At 46.2% G+C, this 23,792-nt stretch carries 27 protein-coding genes; all 27 read left to right on the top strand.

The genetic code is table 11. The features are described from left to right. The first annotated feature begins 29 nt into the window (after positions 1-29). On the top strand, positions 30-611 hold the full coding sequence (locus ACFIMP_RS07530; protein WP_375686198.1) for a glycoside hydrolase family 19 protein: 582 nt from the start codon (positions 30-32) through the stop codon (positions 609-611). Beyond that, entirely contained in the window at positions 608-895 is a 288-nt protein-coding gene (locus ACFIMP_RS07535) for a hypothetical protein (RefSeq protein WP_375612317.1), read from the top strand. Before ACFIMP_RS07530 ends, ACFIMP_RS07535 begins: the two co-directional genes overlap by 4 nt. Then, entirely contained in the window at positions 888-1,226 is a 339-nt protein-coding gene (locus ACFIMP_RS07540; protein WP_375629085.1) for a hypothetical protein, read from the top strand. The genes ACFIMP_RS07535 and ACFIMP_RS07540 overlap by 8 nt, the downstream gene beginning before the upstream one ends. Further along, the gene (locus ACFIMP_RS07545; RefSeq protein ID WP_375686199.1) at positions 1,192-1,434 is read left to right on the top strand and encodes a hypothetical protein; all 243 of its coding nucleotides are present in this window, start codon (positions 1,192-1,194) and stop codon (positions 1,432-1,434) included. The genes ACFIMP_RS07540 and ACFIMP_RS07545 overlap by 35 nt, the downstream gene beginning before the upstream one ends. Next, entirely contained in the window at positions 1,431-1,745 is a 315-nt protein-coding gene (locus ACFIMP_RS07550) for a DUF2730 family protein (protein WP_375607966.1), read from the top strand. The genes ACFIMP_RS07545 and ACFIMP_RS07550 overlap by 4 nt, the downstream gene beginning before the upstream one ends. Next, positions 1,742-2,098: a VpaChn25_0724 family phage protein gene (locus ACFIMP_RS07555; RefSeq protein ID WP_375612320.1), complete on the top strand. Its 357-nt coding sequence runs from the start codon at positions 1,742-1,744 to the stop codon at positions 2,096-2,098. Before ACFIMP_RS07550 ends, ACFIMP_RS07555 begins: the two co-directional genes overlap by 4 nt. After that, entirely contained in the window at positions 2,061-2,642 is a 582-nt protein-coding gene (locus ACFIMP_RS07560; protein WP_375624034.1) for a phage protein Gp27 family protein, read from the top strand. The genes ACFIMP_RS07555 and ACFIMP_RS07560 overlap by 38 nt, the downstream gene beginning before the upstream one ends. Beyond that, positions 2,635-4,257, top strand: coding sequence for a hypothetical protein (locus ACFIMP_RS07565; RefSeq protein ID WP_375686200.1), 1,623 nt, complete (start codon positions 2,635-2,637; stop codon positions 4,255-4,257). Before ACFIMP_RS07560 ends, ACFIMP_RS07565 begins: the two co-directional genes overlap by 8 nt. A 12-nt stretch (positions 4,258-4,269) precedes the next feature. Continuing rightward, the gene (locus ACFIMP_RS07570; RefSeq protein WP_375686201.1) at positions 4,270-5,850 is read left to right on the top strand and encodes a DUF935 domain-containing protein; all 1,581 of its coding nucleotides are present in this window, start codon (positions 4,270-4,272) and stop codon (positions 5,848-5,850) included. After that, on the top strand, positions 5,843-7,048 hold the full coding sequence (locus ACFIMP_RS07575) for a phage head morphogenesis protein (RefSeq protein ID WP_375686202.1): 1,206 nt from the start codon (positions 5,843-5,845) through the stop codon (positions 7,046-7,048). The genes ACFIMP_RS07570 and ACFIMP_RS07575 overlap by 8 nt, the downstream gene beginning before the upstream one ends. A gap of 707 nt (positions 7,049-7,755) precedes the next feature. Continuing rightward, complete coding sequence (locus ACFIMP_RS07580; RefSeq protein ID WP_375686203.1) at positions 7,756-8,754, top strand: phage protease; 999 nt, start codon at positions 7,756-7,758, stop codon at positions 8,752-8,754. After that, positions 8,751-9,092, top strand: coding sequence for a hypothetical protein (locus ACFIMP_RS07585; RefSeq protein WP_375633724.1), 342 nt, complete (start codon positions 8,751-8,753; stop codon positions 9,090-9,092). The genes ACFIMP_RS07580 and ACFIMP_RS07585 overlap by 4 nt, the downstream gene beginning before the upstream one ends. A gap of 12 nt (positions 9,093-9,104) precedes the next feature. Then, entirely contained in the window at positions 9,105-10,070 is a 966-nt protein-coding gene (locus ACFIMP_RS07590; protein WP_375686213.1) for a major capsid protein, read from the top strand. Positions 10,071-10,085: 15 nt separating this feature from the next. Next, entirely contained in the window at positions 10,086-10,508 is a 423-nt protein-coding gene (locus ACFIMP_RS07595; RefSeq protein ID WP_375624209.1) for a gp436 family protein, read from the top strand. Position 10,509: 1 nt separating this feature from the next. Next, positions 10,510-11,004, top strand: coding sequence for a phage virion morphogenesis family protein (locus ACFIMP_RS07600; RefSeq protein WP_375686204.1), 495 nt, complete (start codon positions 10,510-10,512; stop codon positions 11,002-11,004). Beyond that, positions 11,001-11,522 (top strand): hypothetical protein, encoded by a 522-nt coding sequence (locus ACFIMP_RS07605; RefSeq protein ID WP_375686205.1) that lies wholly within the window; start codon positions 11,001-11,003, stop codon positions 11,520-11,522. The genes ACFIMP_RS07600 and ACFIMP_RS07605 overlap by 4 nt, the downstream gene beginning before the upstream one ends. After that, complete coding sequence (locus ACFIMP_RS07610; RefSeq protein ID WP_375686206.1) at positions 11,519-12,112, top strand: baseplate assembly protein; 594 nt, start codon at positions 11,519-11,521, stop codon at positions 12,110-12,112. Before ACFIMP_RS07605 ends, ACFIMP_RS07610 begins: the two co-directional genes overlap by 4 nt. Positions 12,113-12,124: 12 nt before the next feature. Further along, positions 12,125-12,325 (top strand): hypothetical protein, encoded by a 201-nt coding sequence (locus ACFIMP_RS07615; RefSeq protein WP_375620339.1) that lies wholly within the window; start codon positions 12,125-12,127, stop codon positions 12,323-12,325. 3 nt (positions 12,326-12,328) lie between these two features. Next, positions 12,329-12,709: a GPW/gp25 family protein gene (locus tag ACFIMP_RS07620; protein WP_375638670.1), complete on the top strand. Its 381-nt coding sequence runs from the start codon at positions 12,329-12,331 to the stop codon at positions 12,707-12,709. Continuing rightward, positions 12,702-13,583, top strand: coding sequence for a baseplate J/gp47 family protein (locus ACFIMP_RS07625; RefSeq protein ID WP_375638668.1), 882 nt, complete (start codon positions 12,702-12,704; stop codon positions 13,581-13,583). Before ACFIMP_RS07620 ends, ACFIMP_RS07625 begins: the two co-directional genes overlap by 8 nt. Further along, the gene (locus ACFIMP_RS07630; RefSeq protein ID WP_375686207.1) at positions 13,583-14,689 is read left to right on the top strand and encodes a phage tail protein; all 1,107 of its coding nucleotides are present in this window, start codon (positions 13,583-13,585) and stop codon (positions 14,687-14,689) included. Before ACFIMP_RS07625 ends, ACFIMP_RS07630 begins: the two co-directional genes overlap by 1 nt. A 1-nt stretch (position 14,690) precedes the next feature. Beyond that, positions 14,691-17,834: a DUF4815 domain-containing protein gene (locus ACFIMP_RS07635; protein ID WP_375686208.1), complete on the top strand. Its 3,144-nt coding sequence runs from the start codon at positions 14,691-14,693 to the stop codon at positions 17,832-17,834. A gap of 13 nt (positions 17,835-17,847) precedes the next feature. After that, positions 17,848-19,233 carry a Bgr_08870 family protein gene (locus ACFIMP_RS07640; protein ID WP_375686209.1) on the top strand — a complete coding sequence of 462 codons (1,386 nt, stop codon included), beginning with the start codon at positions 17,848-17,850 and terminating at the stop codon, positions 19,231-19,233. Between the two features lie 178 nt (positions 19,234-19,411). Beyond that, positions 19,412-20,695 (top strand): phage tail sheath C-terminal domain-containing protein, encoded by a 1,284-nt coding sequence (locus tag ACFIMP_RS07645; RefSeq protein WP_375686214.1) that lies wholly within the window; start codon positions 19,412-19,414, stop codon positions 20,693-20,695. A gap of 3 nt (positions 20,696-20,698) precedes the next feature. Next, positions 20,699-21,217 carry a phage major tail tube protein gene (locus ACFIMP_RS07650; RefSeq protein WP_015856800.1) on the top strand — a complete coding sequence of 173 codons (519 nt, stop codon included), beginning with the start codon at positions 20,699-20,701 and terminating at the stop codon, positions 21,215-21,217. 9 nt (positions 21,218-21,226) lie between these two features. Further along, positions 21,227-21,640 (top strand): hypothetical protein, encoded by a 414-nt coding sequence (locus tag ACFIMP_RS07655; RefSeq protein WP_273790101.1) that lies wholly within the window; start codon positions 21,227-21,229, stop codon positions 21,638-21,640. A 131-nt stretch (positions 21,641-21,771) separates the two neighbouring features. Beyond that, the coding region (locus tag ACFIMP_RS07660) for a phage tail tape measure protein (RefSeq protein WP_375686210.1) at positions 21,772-23,792 on the top strand (2,021 nt) is incomplete at its 3' end.

The following is a 23,792-nucleotide window of genomic DNA, read 5'->3' on the forward strand; positions in this document are numbered from 1 at the left end:
ATGAATTTTTATTCATTGAGTGGTTTGTTATGGTTTCAATAGATGCTTCTTTTCTTCATCGCCTTGCGCCTAAATTGGCGCATCATGCGCGCCAAGATTTTATTATTGTTGAAATGGCACGCGTGTTGCCTAAAGCTTTATCTTATGGGGCACTCACAACACCGTTGCGTATTGCACATTTTTTAAGCCAATGTGCCCATGAGAGTGATGGCTTTTTTACTGTTTGTGAATATGCCTCAGGGCGCGCTTATGAGGGGCGGCGTGATTTAGGCAATGTCAACCCTGGGGATGGGGTGCACTTTAAGGGGCGTGGTTTGATCCAGTTGACGGGGCGCAATAATTATCGTCGTTTTACGAAGTTTTGGCGCTCAGTCGATGAACAAGCGGTTGATTGTGAAGATTTTCCAGAAGAGCTGGAAAAGTTTCCAGCAGCGCTTTGGTCTGCTGTTTGGTTTTGGCAAATGAAAGGCTTGAATAGGCTGGCTGATCAAGATGATTATTTAGGGATTACCAAGGCGATCAATGGGGGAAGAAATGGACTTGTGCAACGTTTGATTTATTTGAACCGCGCCAAAAAGCTTTTGGGACTTGGAGGCGAGGTAAAGGCATGAAGCCCTCTTATCGTGGTTCTAGGCTCTATTTATGGTGGTCTTTTTGGTTTGCTTGGGGGGTTATTTTTTTGCTTGTTTCTGGTGGTTTGTGGGGGGCTCCGCATATTGTTGATATGGCGAGCATTTCTATTCCTTCGATGGTGGCGATTATTGTTGGCAATCTGGGGGTGCATCGTGGCTTTGGCTCGTTGGATTTTTCTAATAGGAAACATTCCCATAAGCGGCATAGCAGCTCCTATGATGGGGTGGAGATAACGAGGTGGGGAGATAAAAGCAATGTTTAGCCCACTTTCAAAACTGTCTTTTGGTCTGCTTTTTTTGGTCAGTGTGATGTTGGCGGCTTTTGGCTTTATGAAAGCGCAAATTTTAAAGGCGGAAAAGGCGCGTGATTTGTATTGGCAGTTGGAGATTGCCAAGGCTTCAGCACGTGCACTGCTTGTACAAGAGCGACAAAGACAAGCAGCGTTGGAAGCTGAGCATCAAGCGCAAGGGGTGATTTCGGCTTTGGAACAAAAGCTTGTGAAAATGGAGGAAGTCAATGGGAAGTTGCCGGTTACTGGCGGTGGCATTGGGCTTGAGCGTGTGCGCTTGCTCAACACACAAGCCGGTGGGTAGCCTTTCTTATCATTTTTTATCGGTTGAATTGCCGCCTGTTGTTCGCATGGCGTGTGCCCGCCCAGCTTTATTGCCAGAGCGTGCTTTGAATGCGCGCGAAGTGGTGCATTATTGGAGCCGTGATCGTGCTGCTTTATTGATTTGTGAACAGCGTAGAAAAGCTGCGGAGCGGGCGATTTTAGGCACAAGAGAGGGGACTTTTAAGTGAATTTGGATATCAGTGTTGCCAATGGCTGGTTGTCTTTATTGTTATCGGTTATTGCGATTTGTGGGGTTTTGAGAGCCTATTTTTCTTCCGGTGCGCGGGAAATGCTGAAAGATATCACGGCGCTTAAAGAGCGTGTGCAAAAGTTAGAAACAGAGATGGACTTTTTGCCTGATCGTGATGCGCTGCAAAGATTGGAAGTGAATATGGAGAAATTGAATGGTCGTCTCAACACGCTTTCTGCACAATTACAACCGGTGGCAGCCATTGGTGAGCGCTTGCAAGAATTTTTGTTGGAGAATGCCAAGAAATGAAAGCAGATATGGATAAAATCATCCGTGAAGAAGCGCGGTTGATTATTTTAAAAGGGCTTGCTTGTGAGCGCAGTGAAACTTTATCGAGTGCGATGATTGAGCGGCTTTTATACAGTTATGGCATCAGACGCGATCGCGATTTTGTGCATAATGAACTGGCATGGATGGAAGATCAAGGTGCTGTTACTTTAAAATGTGTGGGTTCGGTTTTTCTTGCGGCATTAACAGAACGGGGAGCGCGTCATTTAGACCGAAGCTTTTCCATTGAGGGGATTAAGCGGCCTAAACGTTCATCAATAAAAGACGAGGTGAAGGATGCGCAAGGTCGGGCGTGGACGTTTAACGGCGATTGATTTATTGCCGCAAGCTTGTGATCAAATTATTGCTGCTGCTGCTGAGGCTTTAAATGGGCGTGAGAAGACGCAAAAAGCCATTTATGATGAATTTAAAGCAGCTTTGAAGGCTTTAAAAAAAGAAATGGGTTTAAGCTTTTCTATACCCTCCTTTTCCAGTTTTAATCGGTATTCTTTGCGGCTAGCCGTGATGTCACGGCGCCTAGAACAGACAAGAGAAATTGCAGCAAGCCTCTCGCAGCGCTTTGATGCTAAAGCTTCTGATAATATCACTCTTTTGACGGCGGCAGCGATTAAGGAGTTGATTTTTTCCACGTTGAGCAGTGGGAAAAACCTTTCGCCAAAGGCAGCACAAGAATTGGCCAATGCGCTTAAAGGCGTGTTGGCGGCTGAACATTTGTCGACCACCAGACGGCAAAAGTTGGAAAAAGATTTTACCAGCAAAGCAAGCAAAGCGGTTGACGCAGCAGCAGCGGCGGCGGGGCTCTCAGAAGAAACAGCGCGAGCTATTCGTGCGCAGGTGTTGGGGGTAAAACATGGCTGAACAGCCCTTTTCAAAAAGTCATGTCTTTGATCATCAAAGTGGTTTTGATATTTGGCAGAGAAGTACTTTTCCCAAAGAGAGTGATCCCTTAGCGGAAGGCGTTTTGATGGCGCATCAACGGGCATGGATTGAAGATAAGTCCCCATTAAAATTGGTGGAAAAGGGGCGGCGGACCGGCATTACTTTTGCAGAAGCTTTGGATGATACACTGATTGCAGCGGCGGCACGTGAAGCGAGGGGCGATAATGTTTTTTATATTGGTGACACCAAAGACAAGGGGCGGGAATTTATTGGCTATGTGAGCCATTTTGCTTCGGCAATTACGAGCCATAGTGGGGATGTTGAGGAATTTTTATTCTCTGATCAAAGGGCGGATGGTTCAACGAAATATATCTCTGCTTATCGGGTGCGTTTTGCTTCGGGGTTTCGGGTTGAGGCGCTTTCTAGCCGCCCTGAAAATATTCGCGGACTACAGGGCATTGTAGTGATTGATGAGGCGGCATTTCATCAAGATGTGCGCGCTGTTTTGGATGCTGTCAATGCTTTGCTCATTTGGGGAGGAAAAATCCGTGTGATCTCCACCCATAATGGTGTGCTCAATCCTTTCAATGAATTGATCCGTGAAGCACGAGCAGGCAAAGTGCCTTTTTCGGTGCATTGTTACCCCTTTGGTGTTGCTGTTAAAAATGGCTTGTTTAAACGGGTTTGTGCCATGAAGGGGGAGGTGTGGAGTCGAATTTCTGAGCAACAATGGGAAGATCAAATTCGCGCGTCTTATGGGGTGCGTTTGGCTGCGATGCGCCAAGAATTAGATGCCATACCAGCTGATCAAGAAGGGGCGGCTTTAACACGCTTACAGATTGAAAATTGTTGTGCTCTGGGTATTGCGGTGTTGCGTTTTGCTTGTGTGGATGATTTTAAAAATCAATCGGAACATCAACGAAGTGTTGCTGCTTTTGCTTGGTGTGAGAAACATATAAAACCTCTTCATATTGGGCTTGACCGGCGGCGCCAACATGTTTTTGGTGTTGATTTTGCGCGGAGTGGCGATGCGACATCGATTGTGGTGATGGAGGTGGGACAAGATTTGGTGCGCCGTGTACGGTTTATGGTGGAATTGCGCAATACGCCGTTTGATCAACAAAGAGAGATTTTATTTTATGGGGTGAATGGTTTGCCGCGTTTGATGGGCGGCGCGTTAGATGCGCGGGGCAATGGGGCTTATTTAGCCGAAAAAGCGGCGCAGCGTTATGGGGCTTGTGTGAAGGAAGTGCCCTTGTCACAAAGTTGGTATGGCAAGGAAATGCCGGCTTATTTAGAAGCTTTTGGGGATGGGACGATTGTTTTGCCGCGCGATAGTGACATTGTTGCCGATCATCAAGCGCTTGCTTATGTCAATGGCATTGTGAAAATTCCAGACAATCATCGTTTTAAAGGCAGTGATGGTTTTATGCGCCATGGTGATAGCGCGATTGCTTGCGCTTTGGCTTATTTTGCCAGCCGCCAAACTCCTGAAATTTATGATTATACACCTGTGAGAGAGGCTTATCGTTTTGATGAAAGCTCGCTCTTTTCAACGCCTTTTTTTTCAACAATGCGATCAAAGATTTATTGATGGGATGATGAGATGGTAAAACTTTTAGATCAGTGGGGCAGGGCGCTTAATATCAAAGGGTTGGAGAGGGAAGTCGCAAGCCCTACCGTTAATGGTATTCGTGATGTATGGTCACAAACCATTGTCAGTGGTCTGACCCCTGCGCAACTTGCTGATATTTTGCAACAGGCAGCACAGGGGCATCCAGAGCAGTTTTTTCAACTTGCCGATGATATGGAAGAGCGTGATTTGCATTATCGTGCTGTGCTTGGCATGCGTAAAAATGCTCTCACAGGGGTGGAGCCTGGAGTGATTGCCGCAAGCAACAGTGCACAGGACAAAAAGATAGCAGATGCGGTGCGGGAAGTGATTAGTGCGCCTACCTTTGTTGATGATTATGTCACGGATTTGTTAGATGCTTTGGGAAAAGGCTATGCGGTTGTTGAAACTTTGTGGGACAAGAGTGCCAAGGAATGGTGGCCGGTTGCTTGGAAATGGCGTGACCAGCGGTTTTTTCAATTGGATCGACGGGATGGTTTTCATTTGCGTTTAAAAGAAGAGGGGTCTTTTAATGGAAGTGAATTGCCTGCTTATAAATTTTCTATTCACAGACCCAAGTTGAAAAGCGGTTTGCCTATTCGTTCTGGGCTTGCACGGCTTGCAGCTTGGGCTTTTTTGTTTAAATCTTATACCTTAAAAGATTGGATGGCATTTTTAGAAGTTTATGGCATGCCTTTGCGTGTGGGTAAATATGGGGCAAGCTCTTCTCATGAGGAGCGACGGGTTCTCATTCAAGCGGTGCGTGATTTATCCAGTGATGCGGCAGCGATTATTCCCAAAGAAATGGAGATTGAATTTATTGAAGCGGCAGGGGGCAGTGGCAATGCGGTGTTTGCTTCTAAGGCGGAATATTTAGATCGACAAATTTCTAAAGGTGTGTTGGGGCAAACCATGACGACGGATGATGGTGCGTCTTTTTCGCAAGCGCGCATTCATGAAAATGTGCGTCATGATATTGCCAGAGCTGATGCACGCCAATTGGCATTGACGGCTAATCGTGATTTGATTGTGCCTTTTGTTGAGATTAATTTTGGGCGCCAAGAGCGCTACCCCCTTGTCTATTGGCCGATTTCGGAAAATGAAGACATTAAAGCGATTAGTGATGCGCTGGAAAAACTTGTGCCTTTAGGTTTGCGTGTTGGGGCGCAAGAAGTGCGCAATAAGATTGGTTTTTCGCAACCAAAAAAGGAAGAGGATGTTTTAAAGGCTCCTGATAATGCGCTTGATGATGAGAGGGGAGAAAAGGCTCATGTTTGTGCTGATTGTGGAGGTGTTTTTGATGTTTCTGTGACAAGAGAGAGCAAGGGTGCAAAAGAGAAGGGTGGGAAACATCACGACGAATTGGACCGACTTTCACAAGAAGCTTTAAGCGACTGGGAAGAGGACTTAGAACCCCTTTTAGAGCCTTTTAAAAAGCTTGTGAGAGAAGCAAAAAGTTATGAGGATATCCTAAAAGGCTTAGATGAATTGCTAGGTGAGATGGATCATCACGCATTAGCAGCGCGCTTGGCAAAAGTACAAATGATTGCACGTGGGCTTGGGTATCATGGATGAGGAACTTTTTAAAACCGCCCCTAAAGAGGTTATCCGTTATTTTGAAGCCAAGGCACTTGTTCCAAGCTTTGATTGGCGTGATATAGCACCAGAAGAACATGCCTTTTCCTTTACGGTGGCAAAATCGCTAGGCTATGATATTTTGGAGGATTTTAAACAAGCGGTTGGAGAGGCTATAAAACATCAAGTTCCTTTTCAAGAATTTCAAAAAAATTTGATGCCGATTTTACAGGAAAAGGGTTGGTGGGGTAAAAAGGCCAGCATTGACCCCAAAACTGGTGAAAAGAGCGTGGTACAATTGGGCAGCCCGCGACGCTTAGAGACGGTCTATTGGGCCAATACCATGAGTGCGCATGCAGCAGGTGAGTGGGAGCGCACACAAAATAATAAAGAATTTTTGCCCTATCTCACCTATGCTTTGTCGAGTTCAGAACATAAGCGTTTAGAACATGAAAGTTGGGTGGGGTTTACCGCACCCGTTGATGATCCGGTTTGGGATTGGCTTTATCCACCCAATGGCTGGCGGTGTAAATGTAGTGTGCGACAGGTAAGCCGTTATGAAGCAGAAGATTTAGGCTATGAAGAGGGGGCAGAGCCACTTCATGTTGAAAAGCAGGTTTGGCACAATAAGCGAACGGGGAAAATTGAGAAGATACCAAAGGGGATTGATCCTGGTTGGCATTTGAACCCTGGGAAACATCGCGCGCAAAACTTAAGCAATTTTTTGAGTGATAAAGTCTCTGTGATGGGGGACAATGACAAACGCATTGCCATTGAAGATATTGTGGGTTCACCACTTTTGGAAGCCATGTTTGAAGGACATATGCCGCGTGGATTTATTCCCATTGCCCCAATGATCCAAAAGGTGCGTGATGTTTTTGCAGCGGAAAATTCTCTTATTCGCTTATCCGCAGACAGTGTGAAACATATTTTGTTAGAGCATCAAGCGCGTGATCTTCGCTTGGATGATTTTCGGGGCGCCATTCAAACGCTCATCCGCCCCCATGGCATTATCAGGCGAAAAGGTGTACCGAGCGTTGTGTTTTTGGGTGAAAATGATGGGGTATGGTGGCGCTTAGCAGTTAAATTCGTGGCAAGCAAACAAGAATGGTGGTTGACCTCCATGCATAAAAAAAGCTCTAGAGAAATTGGACGCTTATTGGATGCGGCTGAAAAAAAGGGCGAGAGGTTGTTGTAAAGAGAACAACAGGAAGAAAGTCTTGTGTTCTTAACGGAAAAGAGGCGAGGAAAAAGAGAAGGCGTGGAGGGCGGTCAACTCCTCGCAGATCCGGTAAAACCGTCCTGGTATAACTGGCTCACGCCTCGCGGATAATGTAACAGTTTAAAAGTTTAAAAGCAATCTTTAAAAAAATGGTGCTCTGTCGCCAGTGTCTTTGAAAACAATTTTATAAGAGTGTTTGGGGGTGTTTTCTTTAAAAGGGAAAAGAAGGATGAACGGTTGTTGTAAAGAAAACACCGTAAAGCTCTGTTGGTGTTTGTGAGAAGGAACTGGTGTCGAGAAAAATGAGAAGGCGTGGAGGGCGGTCAACTCCTCGCAGATCCGGTAAAACCGTCCTGGCAAAACTGGCTCACGCCTTACCTCCAATGATATAATGTTTTTAAGCCAAAAAGCAATCTTTAAAAAAACGGCTTGAGAGGGGCTTTTTTTGTATAAGACGATAAATTGTACCTCTAACTTCACGACGGCGCTCTATCGCCTTTGAAGTGCCTTTGAAAACGATTTTATGGGATGGTTTGGCACGGGGGTTTCTCTCACAAGGAGAAGAATAGGGAAAAGAGTGCTTTTTTGAGAAATGCTCTTTTGACTGACAGTGTCAGACTTATAGTGGGAGTAAGTTTCATGCATTGTATTGCCAATGACAATTGTAAAGCAATAGGCAATGTATGGAACAGGAATTTCACGAAGATCAAAAAGATGGGGATGCAGAAACATTTCATGCTGCGTTAATAGATCTTTGCCAAGACGCTACCGTTAGCCAAGCGCCTGAATGGGTAGAGCTTTTGCCCAAAGCGCCCCATGTGAAGGCACGTGATGGACGACAATGGCATTATAACCCGCAAACTATTTTAAAAGCCTTTGCAGCCAATAAAGGACCGCTTGTGATTGATTATGAGCATGGGCAACATCACCGTGCGAGAAATGGTCTAGAAGCACCTGCAAGTGGCTGGATTGAAGAATTAGCAGAGCGGGATGGTGCGATTTGGGGGCGTGTTAAATGGACCGATATGGCCGCTAAAAAGATTGTTTCCCAAGAATATCGCTATCTTTCGCCTGAGTTTCGCCATTCCAAGAAAGGTGAAATTTTAAATTTAGCCGGTGCTGGTTTGGTGAACCGTCCAGCCCTTGTCATGACGGCTTTAAGCCGTGAACAGCCTTCCCCTATAACTTTGACGGAGAAAATGATGGATTTGACAGCCATTGCCAGTGCACTATCACTGGCAGAAGATGCTAAAGCGGATGAGATTTTAGCAACGCTTAAAGCGCGCGAAAAGGAACGCGTGGAATTAAATGCCCAATTAACAAAAGCGCGAGAAGATTTAGCGCTTTTGCAAGAAGAGCAAAAAAACAGTGCCATTGAGAGTCTTTTAGACAAGACCATTGAAGAGGGCAAGATTTTGCCGGCTGCTCGCGAGGAATATCGTGCGCTCTGTAGCCTTGAAGGGGGGATGGAGCATTTTAAAAGTTTGGTCGAGAAGTTGCCGGCGCTTGCCTCAACAAGCCCTCTAGAAGTGTGTGCCTTAGCACAAGAACCAAAGCTTGCGCCAGAAGAGGTTGCTGTTGCGGCACGCCATTATAAGGAAGAGCAGAAGCAAAAAGGTTTCGACATCACCATTAGCCAAGCAGTTGATTATATTTGCGAACAAAAGGAGCGCCAATCATGAGTACGATGATTTTAATTAAATCTTTTCGCGCCATAGATGTGATTTCACCTTATTGCATTGTTGCAGCGCGCGGTGATGGAATGGTGGCAACGGCTTCTGGTAAGGGTGATAAATTATTAGGGACTGCTGGGTCATTGAGTGCCAAGGCTGGTGAGATGATTGATGTTGGCCAATGTGGTTGGGGCGAAGTGGTTTGTGGAGGCAATGTTTCCTTTGGTGATTTTTTGACCTCTGACCCCAAAGGACACGCCATTAAAGCGGAAGCTGCAGATCGCACCATTGGTATTGCCATGAGTGATGGTTCTGCTGGTGATGTTATTTCTTTTAAAATTAATTAATCGAGGCTTATGATGAACAGACCTTTTCCCATTGATCCAACACTCACCGCTATTGCTATTGGTTATCGCAATCCAGCTGGCTCTCTTATTGGCGATAGAGTTTTGCCACGCGTTTGTGTTTTAAGTGAGGTGTTTAAATATAGTGAATTTCCCTTAGCGGAAAATTTTACCGTGCCTGAACTTGAGATTGGGCGGAAAGGGCGCCCGAATGTGGTGGAATTTTCTGCCTTTGAACGGGAAGCCAGTGTCAAAGATTACGGACTTGATGATCTTATCCCCAATTCAGATATTGAAGCAGCGGCACGCGCACGAGCAGAAAAGCGCTCTCGTTATAACCCCGAAAAGACAGCTGTAGAGGGACTTGCCAATTTGCTGGAATTGGGGCGTGAAGTGCGTGTTGCAGCCCTTGTGCAAAGAAGTGAAAATTACGCACCAGAGCGGGTGATTACGCTTAAGGGTGAAAATAAATTTAGCGATTATGAGAAATCTGACCCTTATGCCACTTTAGATGAGGCCATGGATAAAAGTCTCGTCTATACACCCAACACCATTGTTATGGGCAAAGTTGTTTGGTCAAAACTCAAACGTCATCCCAAAATCATCAAAGCTGTTAAAGGGGGTGGCACTGCTGATGGTTTTGTCACCAAGGCGCAATTTGCTGATCTGATGGAAATACACCCCGATCGTTTACTCATTGGTGAATCGCAAGTGAATTTGGCACGTAAAGGGCGTTCGGCACAATTGGCACGCGTGTGGGGCAATAAGATTGCACTGCTTTATATTGATCCTACCAAACAACAGGCAGATGGTTCGGTGATCAGTTGGGGCTTTAGCGCCCAGTTGGGCGAACGTTTGTCTGGAGTGATCCAAGATCCAGATATCGGCTTATCAGGCGGCAAACGGGTGCGTGTGGGGGAACGTGTGTGTGAATTGGTTGCCGCAAAAGATGCCGGTGTTTTGTTGCAAGAAGTTGTCTAAGGGAAACTTTTAAACATGGCTTATGCAAGCAAAACATTGATTGAAGAGCTCTGGGGTGATGACTTCTTGGATGATTTGTGTGGGATGGATGAGAACTCTGATCCAGTTTTTTCAGAGCAAGCCATTGCCCGCGCGCTCGAACAGGCAAGTGGTGAGATTGATGTGCATTTGTCTCATCGCTACTCAATCCCCATTGCTGGACAGCCGGCGGCTCTGGGTATGATCTGTGTCAATATTGCTGTTTATAATTTAGCCATACGCCATACGGCACTGACCACGACTATTGAAGATCGTTACAAACAGGCGGTTGAACTCTTGAAACGTATTGCCGAAGGCAAAGCGGGTTTAGGCATAGATGAACCTAAAATTATGAGCGAAGATGGACCGGTTCGTGATGGGGCTTTTTTTCATGCCAAGCCGCGTTTGATGGGAAGGTAACATGTCTGTTGCAACCCATATTGAGATTAAAGAGACAGGGCTTGAAGCGGCTTTATCCTTTTTGCAAAAGGGCGCTGATAGCTCGATGGGGACTTTGGCACAAGGGGTTGGGCGTCTCATCCAAGAAAGCACAAGGCGGCGGATTCAAAGCGAAAAAAATTCTGCTCAAGGAGAGAAGTGGAAAAACAATCATGCTCGCACCTCCATTCTTTATGCCAGTGGGGCGCTTTCACGCTCCATTGATATGAAAGCTTCACCAGAACAGGTGATTGTGGGCTCTGGGTTGGTTTATGCGCGGATTCATCAATTGGGTGGGGTTATTCGCCCGAAAAATGGCAAGACACTGCGCTTTTTTCTTAAAAGCGGCAATGCACACCGCTTTGTTTGTGTGCATCAAGTGACCATGCCCGCACGCCCTTATTTGGGGCTTTCAGAGCACAATAAAGTGGAAATTGTCAAAGCGGCAGAAGATTGGCTGGAAAGGGTCTTTTCATGAGTCAAACGATTACACAAGCAGGGCGCATTAATCAGTTTCGTGAAGCGGTGATAAGAAGCCTTAAAGGCGCTTTACCGGATGTGCGTGATTGCGGCTGTCAATTTGGACGTTTTAATTTAGAAGAACTTGAAACACAAATGCTGGTGGCACCAGCCGTGCGTGTTGCGGTGTTAGAAAGCCGTTTGAATCCTGTAGCAAGTGGACACATGAGTGCTGATCTTCATTTAGGGGCTTTTATTATTACCACAGGTAAAGAGCGTGATGTTTCCAGTTGGCTTTTAGCAGAAGCCATTGCGGTGCTTTGTCATAGCGGGCAATTGTGGGGGCTAACGCATTTGAGTGCCCCGCGTGAGGTGCAAATTGAACCGATTATCTCTGCGGCGATTAAGCAGCGTGGTGTATCGATAAGCGTGGTGGAATGGCACCAAGATTTGCATCAGTTGGGACAGGATATTTTTTGTGATGAGGGACAACTCAAAAGTGGTTTGATTTCATGGGACAATGAGGTGGGGGCATGAATGATGCACATCTCTTAAGTGATACCTTTCGACAAATCATGAAGCGTCTTGATGCGCTTGAACGCTGTCTTGCCAACCAGCACATGATCGGGCGGGTTGTGCAAGTTGATGGTCATAGGGTGCGGGTGAAACTTTGCGAACAGGGTTCTAATGGACAAGCGGTTTTATCGCCTTGGCTACAAGCGCAAGAAGCTTCTGGCGCTCTCTCAAGCAATATGCCCCTCCATGTTGGTGATCCGGTGCGCTTGTTAAACCCCCATGGCGAAATTGGTTCTGCTTCTCTGGTGGTGCGCGATAGCTATAGTGAGGATGCGCCTAATCCCGCACGCTCTTTCCAAGAGTTGGCGCTCTGTTATGCCGGTGGCGCTTTGCGAATGACAAAAGATGAACTTATTCTCTCCCATGGGGAAAACCAAATCCATTTGAGTGAAAAAGGTTTGGTGCTTTCTCATCAATCAACCCGTGTTGAATTAACGGGTAGTGTGCATATTCAAGCAGAAGATTTACAGCACAATCAAAAATCTGTTGGCGCAAGCCACAAACACGGTGGGGTCAAAATGGGTCCCTCCACAACCTCTTCCCCTCTTTAAAGGAGTTTTATCATGCGTGAGAACACTTATGTTATTTTAACCAATGCCGATTTTGTTGCAGGCAAGCGTTCACCAGGCAAGGGTGAGGAAATTTGTTTAAGTGAGGAAGCGGCTAAATATCCGTTGCTGCTTGGTCAGATCGCTGAAAAACCAGCCCCTGTTGTTGCTGCGGCCCCAACGGTCTCTACCACAAAGACAAGCAAAGGGGCTTAAAGCATGCGGTGCGGGATGAGCGAAAAGGATGGCTCTCTCTTGTATGGTTGGGCGCATTGCCAACAGTCACTTCGTAAATGTCTGACGACAAGAATTGGGACACGGGTTTTGCGTCGTCATTATGGATGTGATGTTGGAGCATTCCAAGATGCCAATGCTGATCCTGCGACGATGATGCAGCTTTATCAAGCAATTGTTGAAGCACTCGATGATCCAGAGTGTGGAGAGCCTGGGTTCTCGTTGCAGAGGATTGATCTGACAAAAGCAACGCGTGAAGGCACATTCCATTTTGTTTTAACGGGTGTTTTTTATCCCAATGGGCATTTGGGGGATTGGTCACACAAAGAGCCAATGAGCATCAATTTAGAGGTTGGTGATGACTGAGTTTGAACCTTTATCCTTTTCACAGATTCCCCCTCCACAACTCCCTCTGCCACAAATTATTGAAGAGCTTTCTGTTGAAGCAATTTTAGAGCAAAAGATCACGCGTTTGACTGAGCTTTTTGCAGCGCATCATATTCCTTATAATGTGGAAAAGACGGCTTATGATCCCGTGGTCATTCAATTGCAAGCGGCGGCTTATGAAGAGTTTCTATTGCGCCAGCGAATTAATGAAGTGGCGCGGGATAATTTACTCACATTTGCGCGTGGAACAAGTTTAGATCATTTGGGGGATTTTCATGGGGTCACGCGCCTTTTGGATGAAGATGATGAGCGGTTTCGCCGCCGCATTCGCTTGAATAGACAAGGACATTCCACAGGGGGCACAGCGCCACGTTATCAATATTTTGCCCTCTCAAGCGATATCCATGTCAAAGATGCTTTTGTTTATCGTGAGGGTAAAAGCCCGATTATTCATGTGGCTCTTTTTAGTGATAGCCCATCAGGGGTGGCAGATGAAGCTTTAATTGCCAAGGTGCAAGCCGCCCTTGATGCCCCCCATGTTAAAATGACCAATGACCACATCCTGGTGAAAAGCGCGGTACAGCGGATGATCAATGTTTCTGCTGATTTTTGGTTGTTACCGGATGAAGGCTCCTTTGTTTTGGAAAGAGCGGAGCAGAATTTAAGAGCAGAATGGGCGCGTGCATGGAGGCTTGGGCGTGATTTGTCTTTAAGTTGGATACTAAGCCGCTTGATGGTTGAGGGCGTTCACCATGTGAACATAACGCAACCTTGTGAGGATATTTTGGTCGCACCGGATGAAGCCGTCGCACTAGGGGATATTGTTTTGTCTGAACGGGGGCGTGCTTATTGATGCTTTCCTCACTTTTGCCCCCAAATTCGAGCTTGTTTGAACGTTGTTTTGCAGAAGCAATGGCTCTTGACCCTCACGTTAAAATGGCACTCGAAGAAATACCCCGCGCGAAATTTATTACGCGTTCGCCTTCTTGGTTGCCCTTTTTAATAGACGAATATGGCTTACAAGAATTAAACCCTTATTTCTCTAACCTTTATGATTTAATTGATCAGGGTCTTGCATGGCAAAATATTCGCGGCTCCCTTGCGGCAATAGAGATAGGGCTTGAATGGCTAGGGATTTCGGCACGCTTTCAACCCGCCTGGACGGGGCGAGCATGGTGGAATTCCTTTCAACTTGATTTTGATCAGTTGCCTGAACGCAAAAGCCTTGAAGCTATTGAAGCGATTACCGACCTTTCCAAAAGTTTGCGCTCTGATTTTCGCCGTGGGACCTATGGTTATGATGTGCAAGCTGTTGAATGCAATATGTCACGCCTTGATGACAGCATGTTGGAGTATGAAAGCGGTGTTCGTTTAACAGCTGGGGACACTTTGTTTTCCTTTGGACGCACAACAGAAATCAATCACACGCTCACAAGAGAAGAAGGCAGGCTTATTGGTAATTGGATAGATGACTTTGACGAGGAGTTAAGCTGGAACCAAATTGATTATCCTTGGGATTTGGCAAATTTTCCGTGGTGTTCGGTCAAAAAACATGAACGCGATATGCTTATGGCAGAATGGTTTCATGGTCGCACGCTTTATCTCGTGTTAAAAGACAGCCAAAATAGCGTGATTGGGTTTCGCAGATGCTATGCTGTAGCGCCTGTCGAACAGGCTTTGGATGGTGTTTATAACCATTCAAGCGGCAGATTCCAGCCCTCCCCGATGGGCACGGCGCTTCTTGTTGCAGCCCGCACAGATTTTCACGATGTTGATGGCAAACAAGCAGCTTTTGTTTCCATTCTCGTTCATGGCTCTCTTGCACAACAAACCCCTCCTGGCAAGCTTTGGCTTGGAGCTCATGAACTGCGTGGTGGTGTAGAAATTCTCAAAACACCTATCAATATTCCTTTGCGTGCTGATGTTCGCGAACAATTCAAAATTTTATTGAGGTTTTAACATGAAGCATGAAAGTGGTTTACCCTTTGCAATTGACAGATCTCGCGGCAAAGAGGAACAACAAAGCGTTGTCTTTTATGGCACGCGTCCCTTTATTCAAAGTGGTGAACTAAATGAGGTTCAAACCATCATCAGGGGGCGTCATGACCGTTTGGGACGCCTTGTGGCACAAGAAGGAGACCGCGTTGAACGGGCTGATGCTTTTGTCAACAAAGAGACAAGGACCGTCACTTTAACGGATGGCAAAATTTATATCGCAGGCGATATTTTCCCCGTTGCACCCGCTGTACTCAACAATGTTGCCATGATTGGGCGCTTGGAAATTGGTGTGAAGCTGCAAAAAAAATGGATAACCCATGAGGATGATCCAGAGCTATTGGGGCAAGTCCCTGGCACATTGGCAGAAGGAGAGCCTGGTGCCGCACGCGAAACAGCACAGCTTGTTTGGGCACTGAAAGAGGATGAGCAGAATGGCACTTTCTTTCCCGTTTATATCTTGCAAGATGGTGTTCTGATTGATCAAAAATCACCCTCACTGCTTGAACCCGCCATGCAAGCTATTGCGACGTACGACCGCGCCCATGGGCATTATATCGTGAGTGGCTGCCGTGTGAGCGCATTGGGAGCAAATAATGGTTGCCAAGTGTTTAGTATTCAAGAAGGAGAAGCCAATATCAATGGCTTTAAACGTAAACGCCTTGCCGCCTTGCGCCATGAAGAGATGCAAGATTTTTCGACAAGCGTTGTTCCTAGCGAAACGCATATTTTTGCGCCCCCAAAAGGGAAAACAAGTTTCACCTTTAAACCCTATTATTTTCCTATTGCCGATATTCAGTCTCTTTTGTTGACAAAAGAAAAAACCGTTAACGTCACCCGTGGTGCCGTTGCCGCTGGGCGTGATGGTGTTCCTGATAAAAGCATCACCGCGTTTATCAAAATCGTTCAAGGAAGCAAGGAATTTAAAGAAGGCACAGATTTTAAAAAAACAGGAGACACCATTGATTGGGCACCGGTGGGAGACGAACCTTTAGCAGGGAGCAGCTATAAGGTGACTTACCGCTATCGCGCAAAAATCACGGCTGATAAGGTAACAGCGCAGGAAATCACTGTCTCAGGGGGTGCGGAGGGTGGTGATATTATCGTCAGTTACACTTACAAATTACCCCGCATTGACCGCATAGGACTGAACACAGGGGGCAATGTGGTTTACATCAAAGGTATCTCAGTAGATCATCCCATGGCACCGAGTGTCCCTGATGATGTGTTGTCCCTTGCAACGATTACCAACAATTGGCTTGAAACGCCGGTTGTGGTCAATGATGGCACACGGGTTGCCCCCTATGATGAAATGTGGCGCTATTTTCAACGAGTGCTTTCGCTTGATCGATTGATGCAATTAGAACGGATTAAAAGCAATGTTGACTCTAAAGAGCCTGTTGCCAAAAAAGGCATGTTCGCTGATCCCTTTCTTGATGACTCTTATAGAGATGAAGGCTTTCAACAAACGGGGGCTGTAGGCAACGGCATTTTGCAGCTTGCCATTGACCCAACATTCTATACTGCTCCTTTAAAAGCGCCTGTCACCCTTGACTGGACAAATGAAGTGATCATTGCGCAAGAGTTGACAACGGCTTGCGAAAAAATCAATCCTTATCAAAATTTTGCACCCCTGCCTGGTACAGTAACCCTTGAACCCGCAACAGACTTTTGGCATGAACAACGCACCGATTGGCTCTCGGGTATCACCAATCAAATCATTATGGGAAAACATCGCGGCAGTACCATACGTAGAACAGAAGTAAGCGATAATTTCATCAACACACACCAAGAACAAATCGACTTTTTAAGACAAATTACCCTTCACTTTAAAATTGAAGGTTTTGGCAGTAGCGAAATCTTGGAAAGTCTTACCTTTGATGGTGTGAATGTTTTACCAAAGAGTCTCCTTATTGCCGATAGCAAGGGCACCCTTGAGGGCGCTTTCACGATTCCACAAAATATTACGGCTGGCACAAAAAACGTTGTGGCACGGGGAAAAGGTGGAACAATTGCAACAGGGCTTTTTACCGGTCAAGGCGTGATTGATGTGAAAGTGATGCGGCGCACCACCACGGTGAAGATATGGACGCAAGTGGACCCACAAGCGCAAGTTTTTACCCCCGATGAAACACGGCAAATCACCGGTATTGACTTTCATCTTTGCAAAATCGGCAATCAGAACCATGATCTGGTGATTGATTTGGTGACCACAGAAAACGGCTATCCTACCGCCGATATTCAAGCGCAAAGCTTTTATTCTATGAAGGGCGCAAAGCTAGGTTGGGCAGAAGCACGCTATGATGTACCACTCCTTGTGATGGATGACCGCTTAACGGCTTTTGTCATTAAAACCGATGATGCGGATCATTCTGTTTCACTAGCAAAGCTTGGAGATTTTGATGCAGAACACCAGAGATATGTCTCGAGTCACCCTTACGTGACCGGTCCACGCTTTTCTTCTGTTAACGCACAAAGTTGGACAGCCCATCAAGATGAGGCTTTAGCCTTTCGGGTGCTCGCTGCCCGCTATAGGCAAACAGAAAAGATTGTCGATTTAGGCACTTTTGATCTTGTGGACTGCTCTGATTTACAAATACGCGCAGCCATTGAGTTGCCTTCAAGCGATTGTTCTGTCATCTTTGAAATTGAAAGAAACAACGGCACGGTTTATCAACTCCTTCCCTTTCAATTGCTCAGTCTTACTGAATATATCAGTGAAAAGATCAAGCTTCGCGCTATTCTTAAAGGAACAGAGAAACTCTCACCGGTGTTATTTGCGCCTGTTCAATTGATCGCGGGAAAGATCCATAAGGAAGCGACCTATGTCACGCGTGCTTTTGCCTTTGGTGAAAAAGCAAGGTTAACGAGCTATATCAAAACCTTTTTACCGGGTGGTGCAACCTTTTCACTGGAGATGCAACTAGATGATGGTGGTTTCACCCCTTTGAAACTTGACGAAACAGAACAACTCGCTGAACCACTTTGGACAGAACGAAAATTTACCAGTAGTGATAAAGGCGCCAAACAAGCGCGCTTGAAACTCACGCTTACCGGTGGACCAGCAGCGCGGTCCATGGTGAGTGATTTTGGCGCTGGCATATTGTGATGGGAGAACAGAGATGACCAAAACCAAAAAACTCGACATGGAATTGCCTAAAGAGGGGCGTTTTATCAGTTCTGAATTCCCAATCTTGCGGGAAAACTTGACCAAAATTGATCAAGCTCTTTTGGCTGTTGAGGAAAAGGTAGACGAAAAGGCACCTTTACACCACACGCATACGATCAACGAAATCGCAGATCTAGAAAGCGCTCTCAATGGCAAAATGGCAGCGGATAAAACCTTCACTTTTGCCGATTTAAGCGATATCGAAGGCGCAAAAGATGCCGCAAATAATTATGTTCTCTATAAATCAAGCAATAATAACTTCACTTTTGGCAGTGCTGTCTCTCTATTAGGCGCACACCAACATAAAACCGAAGATATCGTGGGGCTTGATGATTTTAGAGCCAAGATCAATGAAGATCTCACAAGCTATGGTCGCTTAGCCAGCCCAAATGAATGGCAAAGTTATAATAAATTTACCAGTAAAGTCACCATGGGTGACGACTTGGAGATCTTGGGTAATTCGTCGTTTAATCTCACCCATAATGGTGAAATAGTTACCAGTTTAAGCACAAGTGGAAGTACGCTTAAAGGACCTTTGAGGGTTGATGGTGATGTTGTTTATACGAAGGCGCAAGTGGATGCAGCCATCTTGGCACAGATAAAGAGTCTTAAAAAAGATTTGACCAATAAAATCACGAATTGGCCGGCTCTTGCTGATGCTGAATTGCTCTATACACAGGATGGGAAAATTCAATGGCCCGATTGGGTAACGGATAACACAAAAGTCGAAATCCAAGCATGGGGTGGCGGCGGCAGTGGTGGGGGTGGTTATTCTTATTACTTAGGAGGCGGTGGCGGCGGTGGCGGTTGTACGGTATGGTATGGCTATAAAGCCAGTTTAAACGGTCACCAGGATATCATCATTGGTAAAGGAGGCGCTTCTGTTGCATCACGCAGTGCGACAGGAAATTCTGGAGGAACAACAGCTGTTGGAAAGAATTTTATTACGGCGACAGGAGGACATGGTGGTGGGGGTGCTTCTGCCTATCAATCTCACACGGGATTTGGTGGTGGTACGACTACCTACTATTCAGGCGATGGCGGTGCTGGAGGAACAGGTGGAAACTTTGGTTTAGCAACGGATGAACATCTAGGAATTGCCAAAGGCGGAAATGGTTATGCTGGAACGAATGGAATTACGAGTAAAACAAGCGGTAATGGAGGCGATGCTGGAGGTGATACATCACGTGGTGGCTCTGGAGGAGTCGGCAAAGGTTCCTATAGTTCGGGAAAAGCAGGGCGTGGTTTTGGGGGCGGAGGTGCTGGCTCTCATGGAGATTCCTCTCCAAGCGGCGCTGGAGCTGATGGCGCTGTTCTTATAAGGTTATGGAAAGATTAAATACAAAACCAAAAATAGCGCAAGTCAAATGGATAGCTTTTGTATGAGCAGGCTTATATGTTTTTAAGTCCTTTTATTGCTCTTTCAAAGCCCTTTAAAGAGCTTTTTGACTGACAGTGTCAGTCTTATGGAGCATGATGATGGTTGTTATAGTCTCTTCATTGATTTGGAGAGCAAGATGGCAACAGAATTTAATCATGGGATACGCATTGTAGAGGCTGGTGAGGATTCCCGTCCTTTAGCAACATTTGATCAGACCGCTATTGGGGCGGTTGTTACAGCCCCTGATGCTGACAACCAAGTTTTTCCCCTTAACGAGCCTGTGTTGGTCTTCACCCATGATACAGAAAAAATCCAAAAGCTTGGGCGAAGGGGAACGGCTCTTGATGTGATTAACGCCGTGTGTGCGCAGGGGATTGAGGCACAAATTATCCTTGTGCGTGTGGAAGAAAAGTCAACCATTGCTGAGACACAAACCGAAATGGTGGGATCCAATACTCACTTGACCGGTGTGCATGCCTTAGCGCATGCGCGGGGGCATTTGGGGGTGGAACCTGGAATTCTCTTAGCACCGGCTTATAGTGCAGGGCGGATTGACAATGGCAAAAACCCTGTGGCAGACGCTTTGGAACAGGTTGCAGAAAAGTTGCAAGCCATTGCCGTGTTTGATACGGGGGGTAAAAATGCGGAAGAAAGCCTTGCCTATCGTGCAGATTTTTCCTCACGCTTTTGTTATTTGATTGACCCCTTTGTACGGGTGGCAAATCGTGAGGGGGGTGTTAGTGTTAAACCCGCAAGTCCTTTTGCAGCAGCCATGTTTATCAAACGTGACAAGCAAAGGGGCGGTGTTTTTTGGTCTCCTTCCAACCAAGATGTGCATGGCATTTTAGGGACAGCACGCCCCATTAGCTATTTTGATGGCGAAATTGATCATGAGGCAAATCGCCTTAACCAAGCCGATATTGCGACCTTTATTCCAGCACGACTTAGTCAAAATGCGCATGGGCAAATGGCTGCCAATGGGCGCATTTTATGGGGAAATCATACCACCTCCAGTGATCCACTTTGGCGCTTTGTCAATGTGGTGCGCACCCGTGCAGCCTTGGAAAAAACGATCATTAACAATTTGCGCCCTTGGGCGAATGATGAAAACCTTACTGGTCAACATGTTATTGCCATTACCCGCAGCCTTACACAGTTTCTTGATGATCTGATTGCGCGGGGTGCGCTTTTGGGTGGCCGGGTTTGGTTTGATCGTGATTTAAATTCCAACAGCACTTTGCAATTGGGAAAATTGCGGGTGGAATTTGATGCAGAAGAAGTGCCACCTTTAGAAGATTTGAGTTTCGGCAGCCGGCGCAATAGCGCTTATTTTGACCGTTTGGCGCAAGATATCCAAAAGAAAATGACTTATCAATTTGGCGATACGCTTGAAACTTATCGCAAAGCAGCAAGGAGTTAAAGCATGACTTTACGCATTGTGCGCGGTTTTACCTTGATTGTTGATGATGATGTGAATCTCCATCTTGATCTTGAAACCCTCAAATTACCTACGTTGGAAGAAATCACCGAAACCTATCAACCGGGCGGCTCTGATATGCAAATTGATGTGAGCGGTCTTGGTGTGAAAGCTTTGAGTTTACAAATGAAAATCCGCAGCCACACACCAGAAATTATCGGCATCTTTGGTGGTCCTCCTGGTCTTCGTCATAAATTTACTGGCAAAAAACATGTGATCTCTGAAGAAGATGGACGCGAGCATGAACATTCCATTGATGTGACAGGGCGGTTGGTCAAAGTCGATAGCGAAGGCTTAACAGCTGGAAAAGCGACAGGCTATGATTGCGAGATCAAAAATGTTTGGGACTATACGGAATTTTGGGATGGTTCTGTTTTGCACCGCTTTTCTTTTAAACGGGGCGGCTGGCTTGTCCGCAATGGGCAAGAGATCGGTTCTCGCCGCCGCTCTATTCTCAATTTATAGGAATTGATCATGACAAGTTTACAAACCAGCATTGACGTGGAATTGCAGGTTCCGCTTCCTTATCAAGATAAAGGTGGCAAAGAATCTCTCTGCAAGAAACTGACCTTTTATCGCCCCACTTTTAAGCATGCCAAGCAATTAGCGGTGCTCATTGGACCACAATTGACAGAGCTGCTGCTTCCTGAGTTTGGAGAGCAAAAAACAACTTTGAGCAATGATGTGCTTATCACGAAGCTTTCTCAAGTTTTGTTCACAAGTGAGGCAACAGAAGGCATCACAGCACTTTTGGCTGATATGTCACATGAATCTATTGAATTGATTGATCGAGTTGATGTGATGGATATTGTCGCAATATTGAAGGCTTTTTTTGCTTTTTTTACGCAACGCCAATCCTCTCTGCCAGACAATTTGGGGCAGAACTAGCTCTTTATTATCACTGGGCGCCTTCAGAGATTAACCAGATGGATTGGCTGGATGTGATTGCCTATCGAGAAGAACTCGCGCGCCTGAAAGCTCAAGAATATGAAAGCCATCAGTTAGGATAAGAGACGATCATGGATGTTTCTCTTGTTGTGCGTTTTGTTAATCATCTGCAAGAGGGGATCGCTTCTGCCAAGCGAGATCTTGCAGCCTTTAGTAGCGATATTGCGCATTTCCAAAACAAGACAAGGCAGCATTTTAAAGGGTGGTTTGACCCTGAGCATCTTAAGAAAGCTACAGCCCATGCAGAAAATGCTTTTATCCATGCGCGTGGACGTATGGTGGGGGCGATTGCGCAAACAGCAACCTTAATTGCACCGCTCTATAAAGCCATGCAATTTGACCAATCGATGAAGGGCTTGGAAAAGGTTCTCGATGCCCCCCTTGATCGCTTAAAAGAATTGCGTCGTTTTGCCCTTGAGACCTCCACAAAAATTCCTCTAGCGGCGCGTGAGGTTTTAGAACTGATGACCAGTGCTAGCCAAGCAGGCATTGGTGAACAAGATCTGGAAGCTTTTAGCATTTATGCTGCCAAAGCGGCTGTAGCTTTTGATATGACGGGAGATCAGATTGGGGAGCGCTTTGCCAAATTGCGCAATGTCTTTAAGCTTAATCAGGTAGGTATTGAAGATCTAGGCGATGCTATCAATCATCTCTCTAATCACATGGCGGCAAAAGCCAGTGAGGTGTCTGATTTTACCAATCGTGCCACCGGTGCGGCAACCATGTTTAAGCTCACTGCGCGCGAAACCGCGGCATTTGGTACAGCGATGATTTCTGCTGGGATTGTTCCAGAGAGTGCCGCGCGTGGTTTTAATGCCATGAGTGCCCGTATCCAGGCAGGAGGCAAACATATTGAAGATGCTTTTGCCAATATCGGGCTTTCCCGCGAAAAATTTATGCAAGATCTGGACAAAGATGCCACCGGCACCTTGGTACGCTTTTTTAATGTGTTGGGTAAATCCGAACAGGGCATGCGCTCGCTGATTGCCATTGCTGGGCGCGATTTTACTGGTGATTTTGCCAAATTGGTGGGCAATCCAGAATTGTTAGGGCAAGCTTTAGATTATGTGAAAGATCCACAAGTCTTTAAAGGTTCGGTAGAGCAAGAAGCCGACAAACAAGCAACCGGTGCTATGCGGCAATTTGAACTCTTGCAAAACCGTATTGTAGCTCTGGGCATCACCATTGGTGAAGTGCTTCTGCCTCCTCTCAACAGTCTCATGGAAACTGTTGGTAATTTTACTAATGGGCTTATGGCGTGGGCGAATGCCCATCCCACTTTAACAAGTGCCATTATCAAAACCATTGCTGCCCTGATGGCTTTTAATATTGCTCTGCGCGTGTTGCGCTTTACCATGGCTGGCACACGTCTTGGGCTTCTTCAATTGATGGGCTCTTTTATCAAGCTTAGAGTACTCAGTCGTGGTGTTGCTGCAAGCTGGCGGGGCTTAGCAGCCGCAGGGCGCTCGCTGGGCTTGCTAACCGCGGGTCTTGGGGCAAGTTCACTCCGACTCTTACGCCCCATGACCTTGTTGGTCGGGGCTTTACGGGGGATTGCTGTCTCAGGAAGTGCATTTGCTGCCTCTTTTGGTTGGATCGGGACAGCGATAGAAGTGGCTGGGGCAGCTATTTCCTCTGTTGTGGGGGGTATTTTTACCCCGATCGGGGCGGTCATTGCTGCTGTTGTGGCTGTCATCCTTGCTGCGGGTTTTGCTTTGTGGAAATATTGGGATCGTTTTTCTTCATTTGTCAAAGGTTTTGCACGGGGGGTATCTCGGGCTTTTGGGCGTGCCTTTGAAGCTGTTATGCGCTTTTTTGGTGCTGATACCACCACCATCACCAAATGGAAAAATATCATTGCTGCTGCTTTTGATTTCTCTCAAACTTGGCAAAAGTTTAAACAAGAGCTTAGCGCTGTTGTCGAGTGGTTTGGCAATTTGTGGGAGGGCGTTAAACAAAGCTTTTCCAACTTTTGGCAATGGTTGAAGAGTTTTTTTACACAGGAAAAGCTCTCGGATGCTGCCAAGGCTGGTATGGAACAAGCGGGCGAAGATCTGGCTAATTCGATTGTCGATGGCTTTATGTCGTCTAT

This window comes from Bartonella sp. AP65SXKL (assembly GCF_042195725.1).
Classification (GTDB): domain Bacteria; phylum Pseudomonadota; class Alphaproteobacteria; order Rhizobiales; family Rhizobiaceae; genus Bartonella.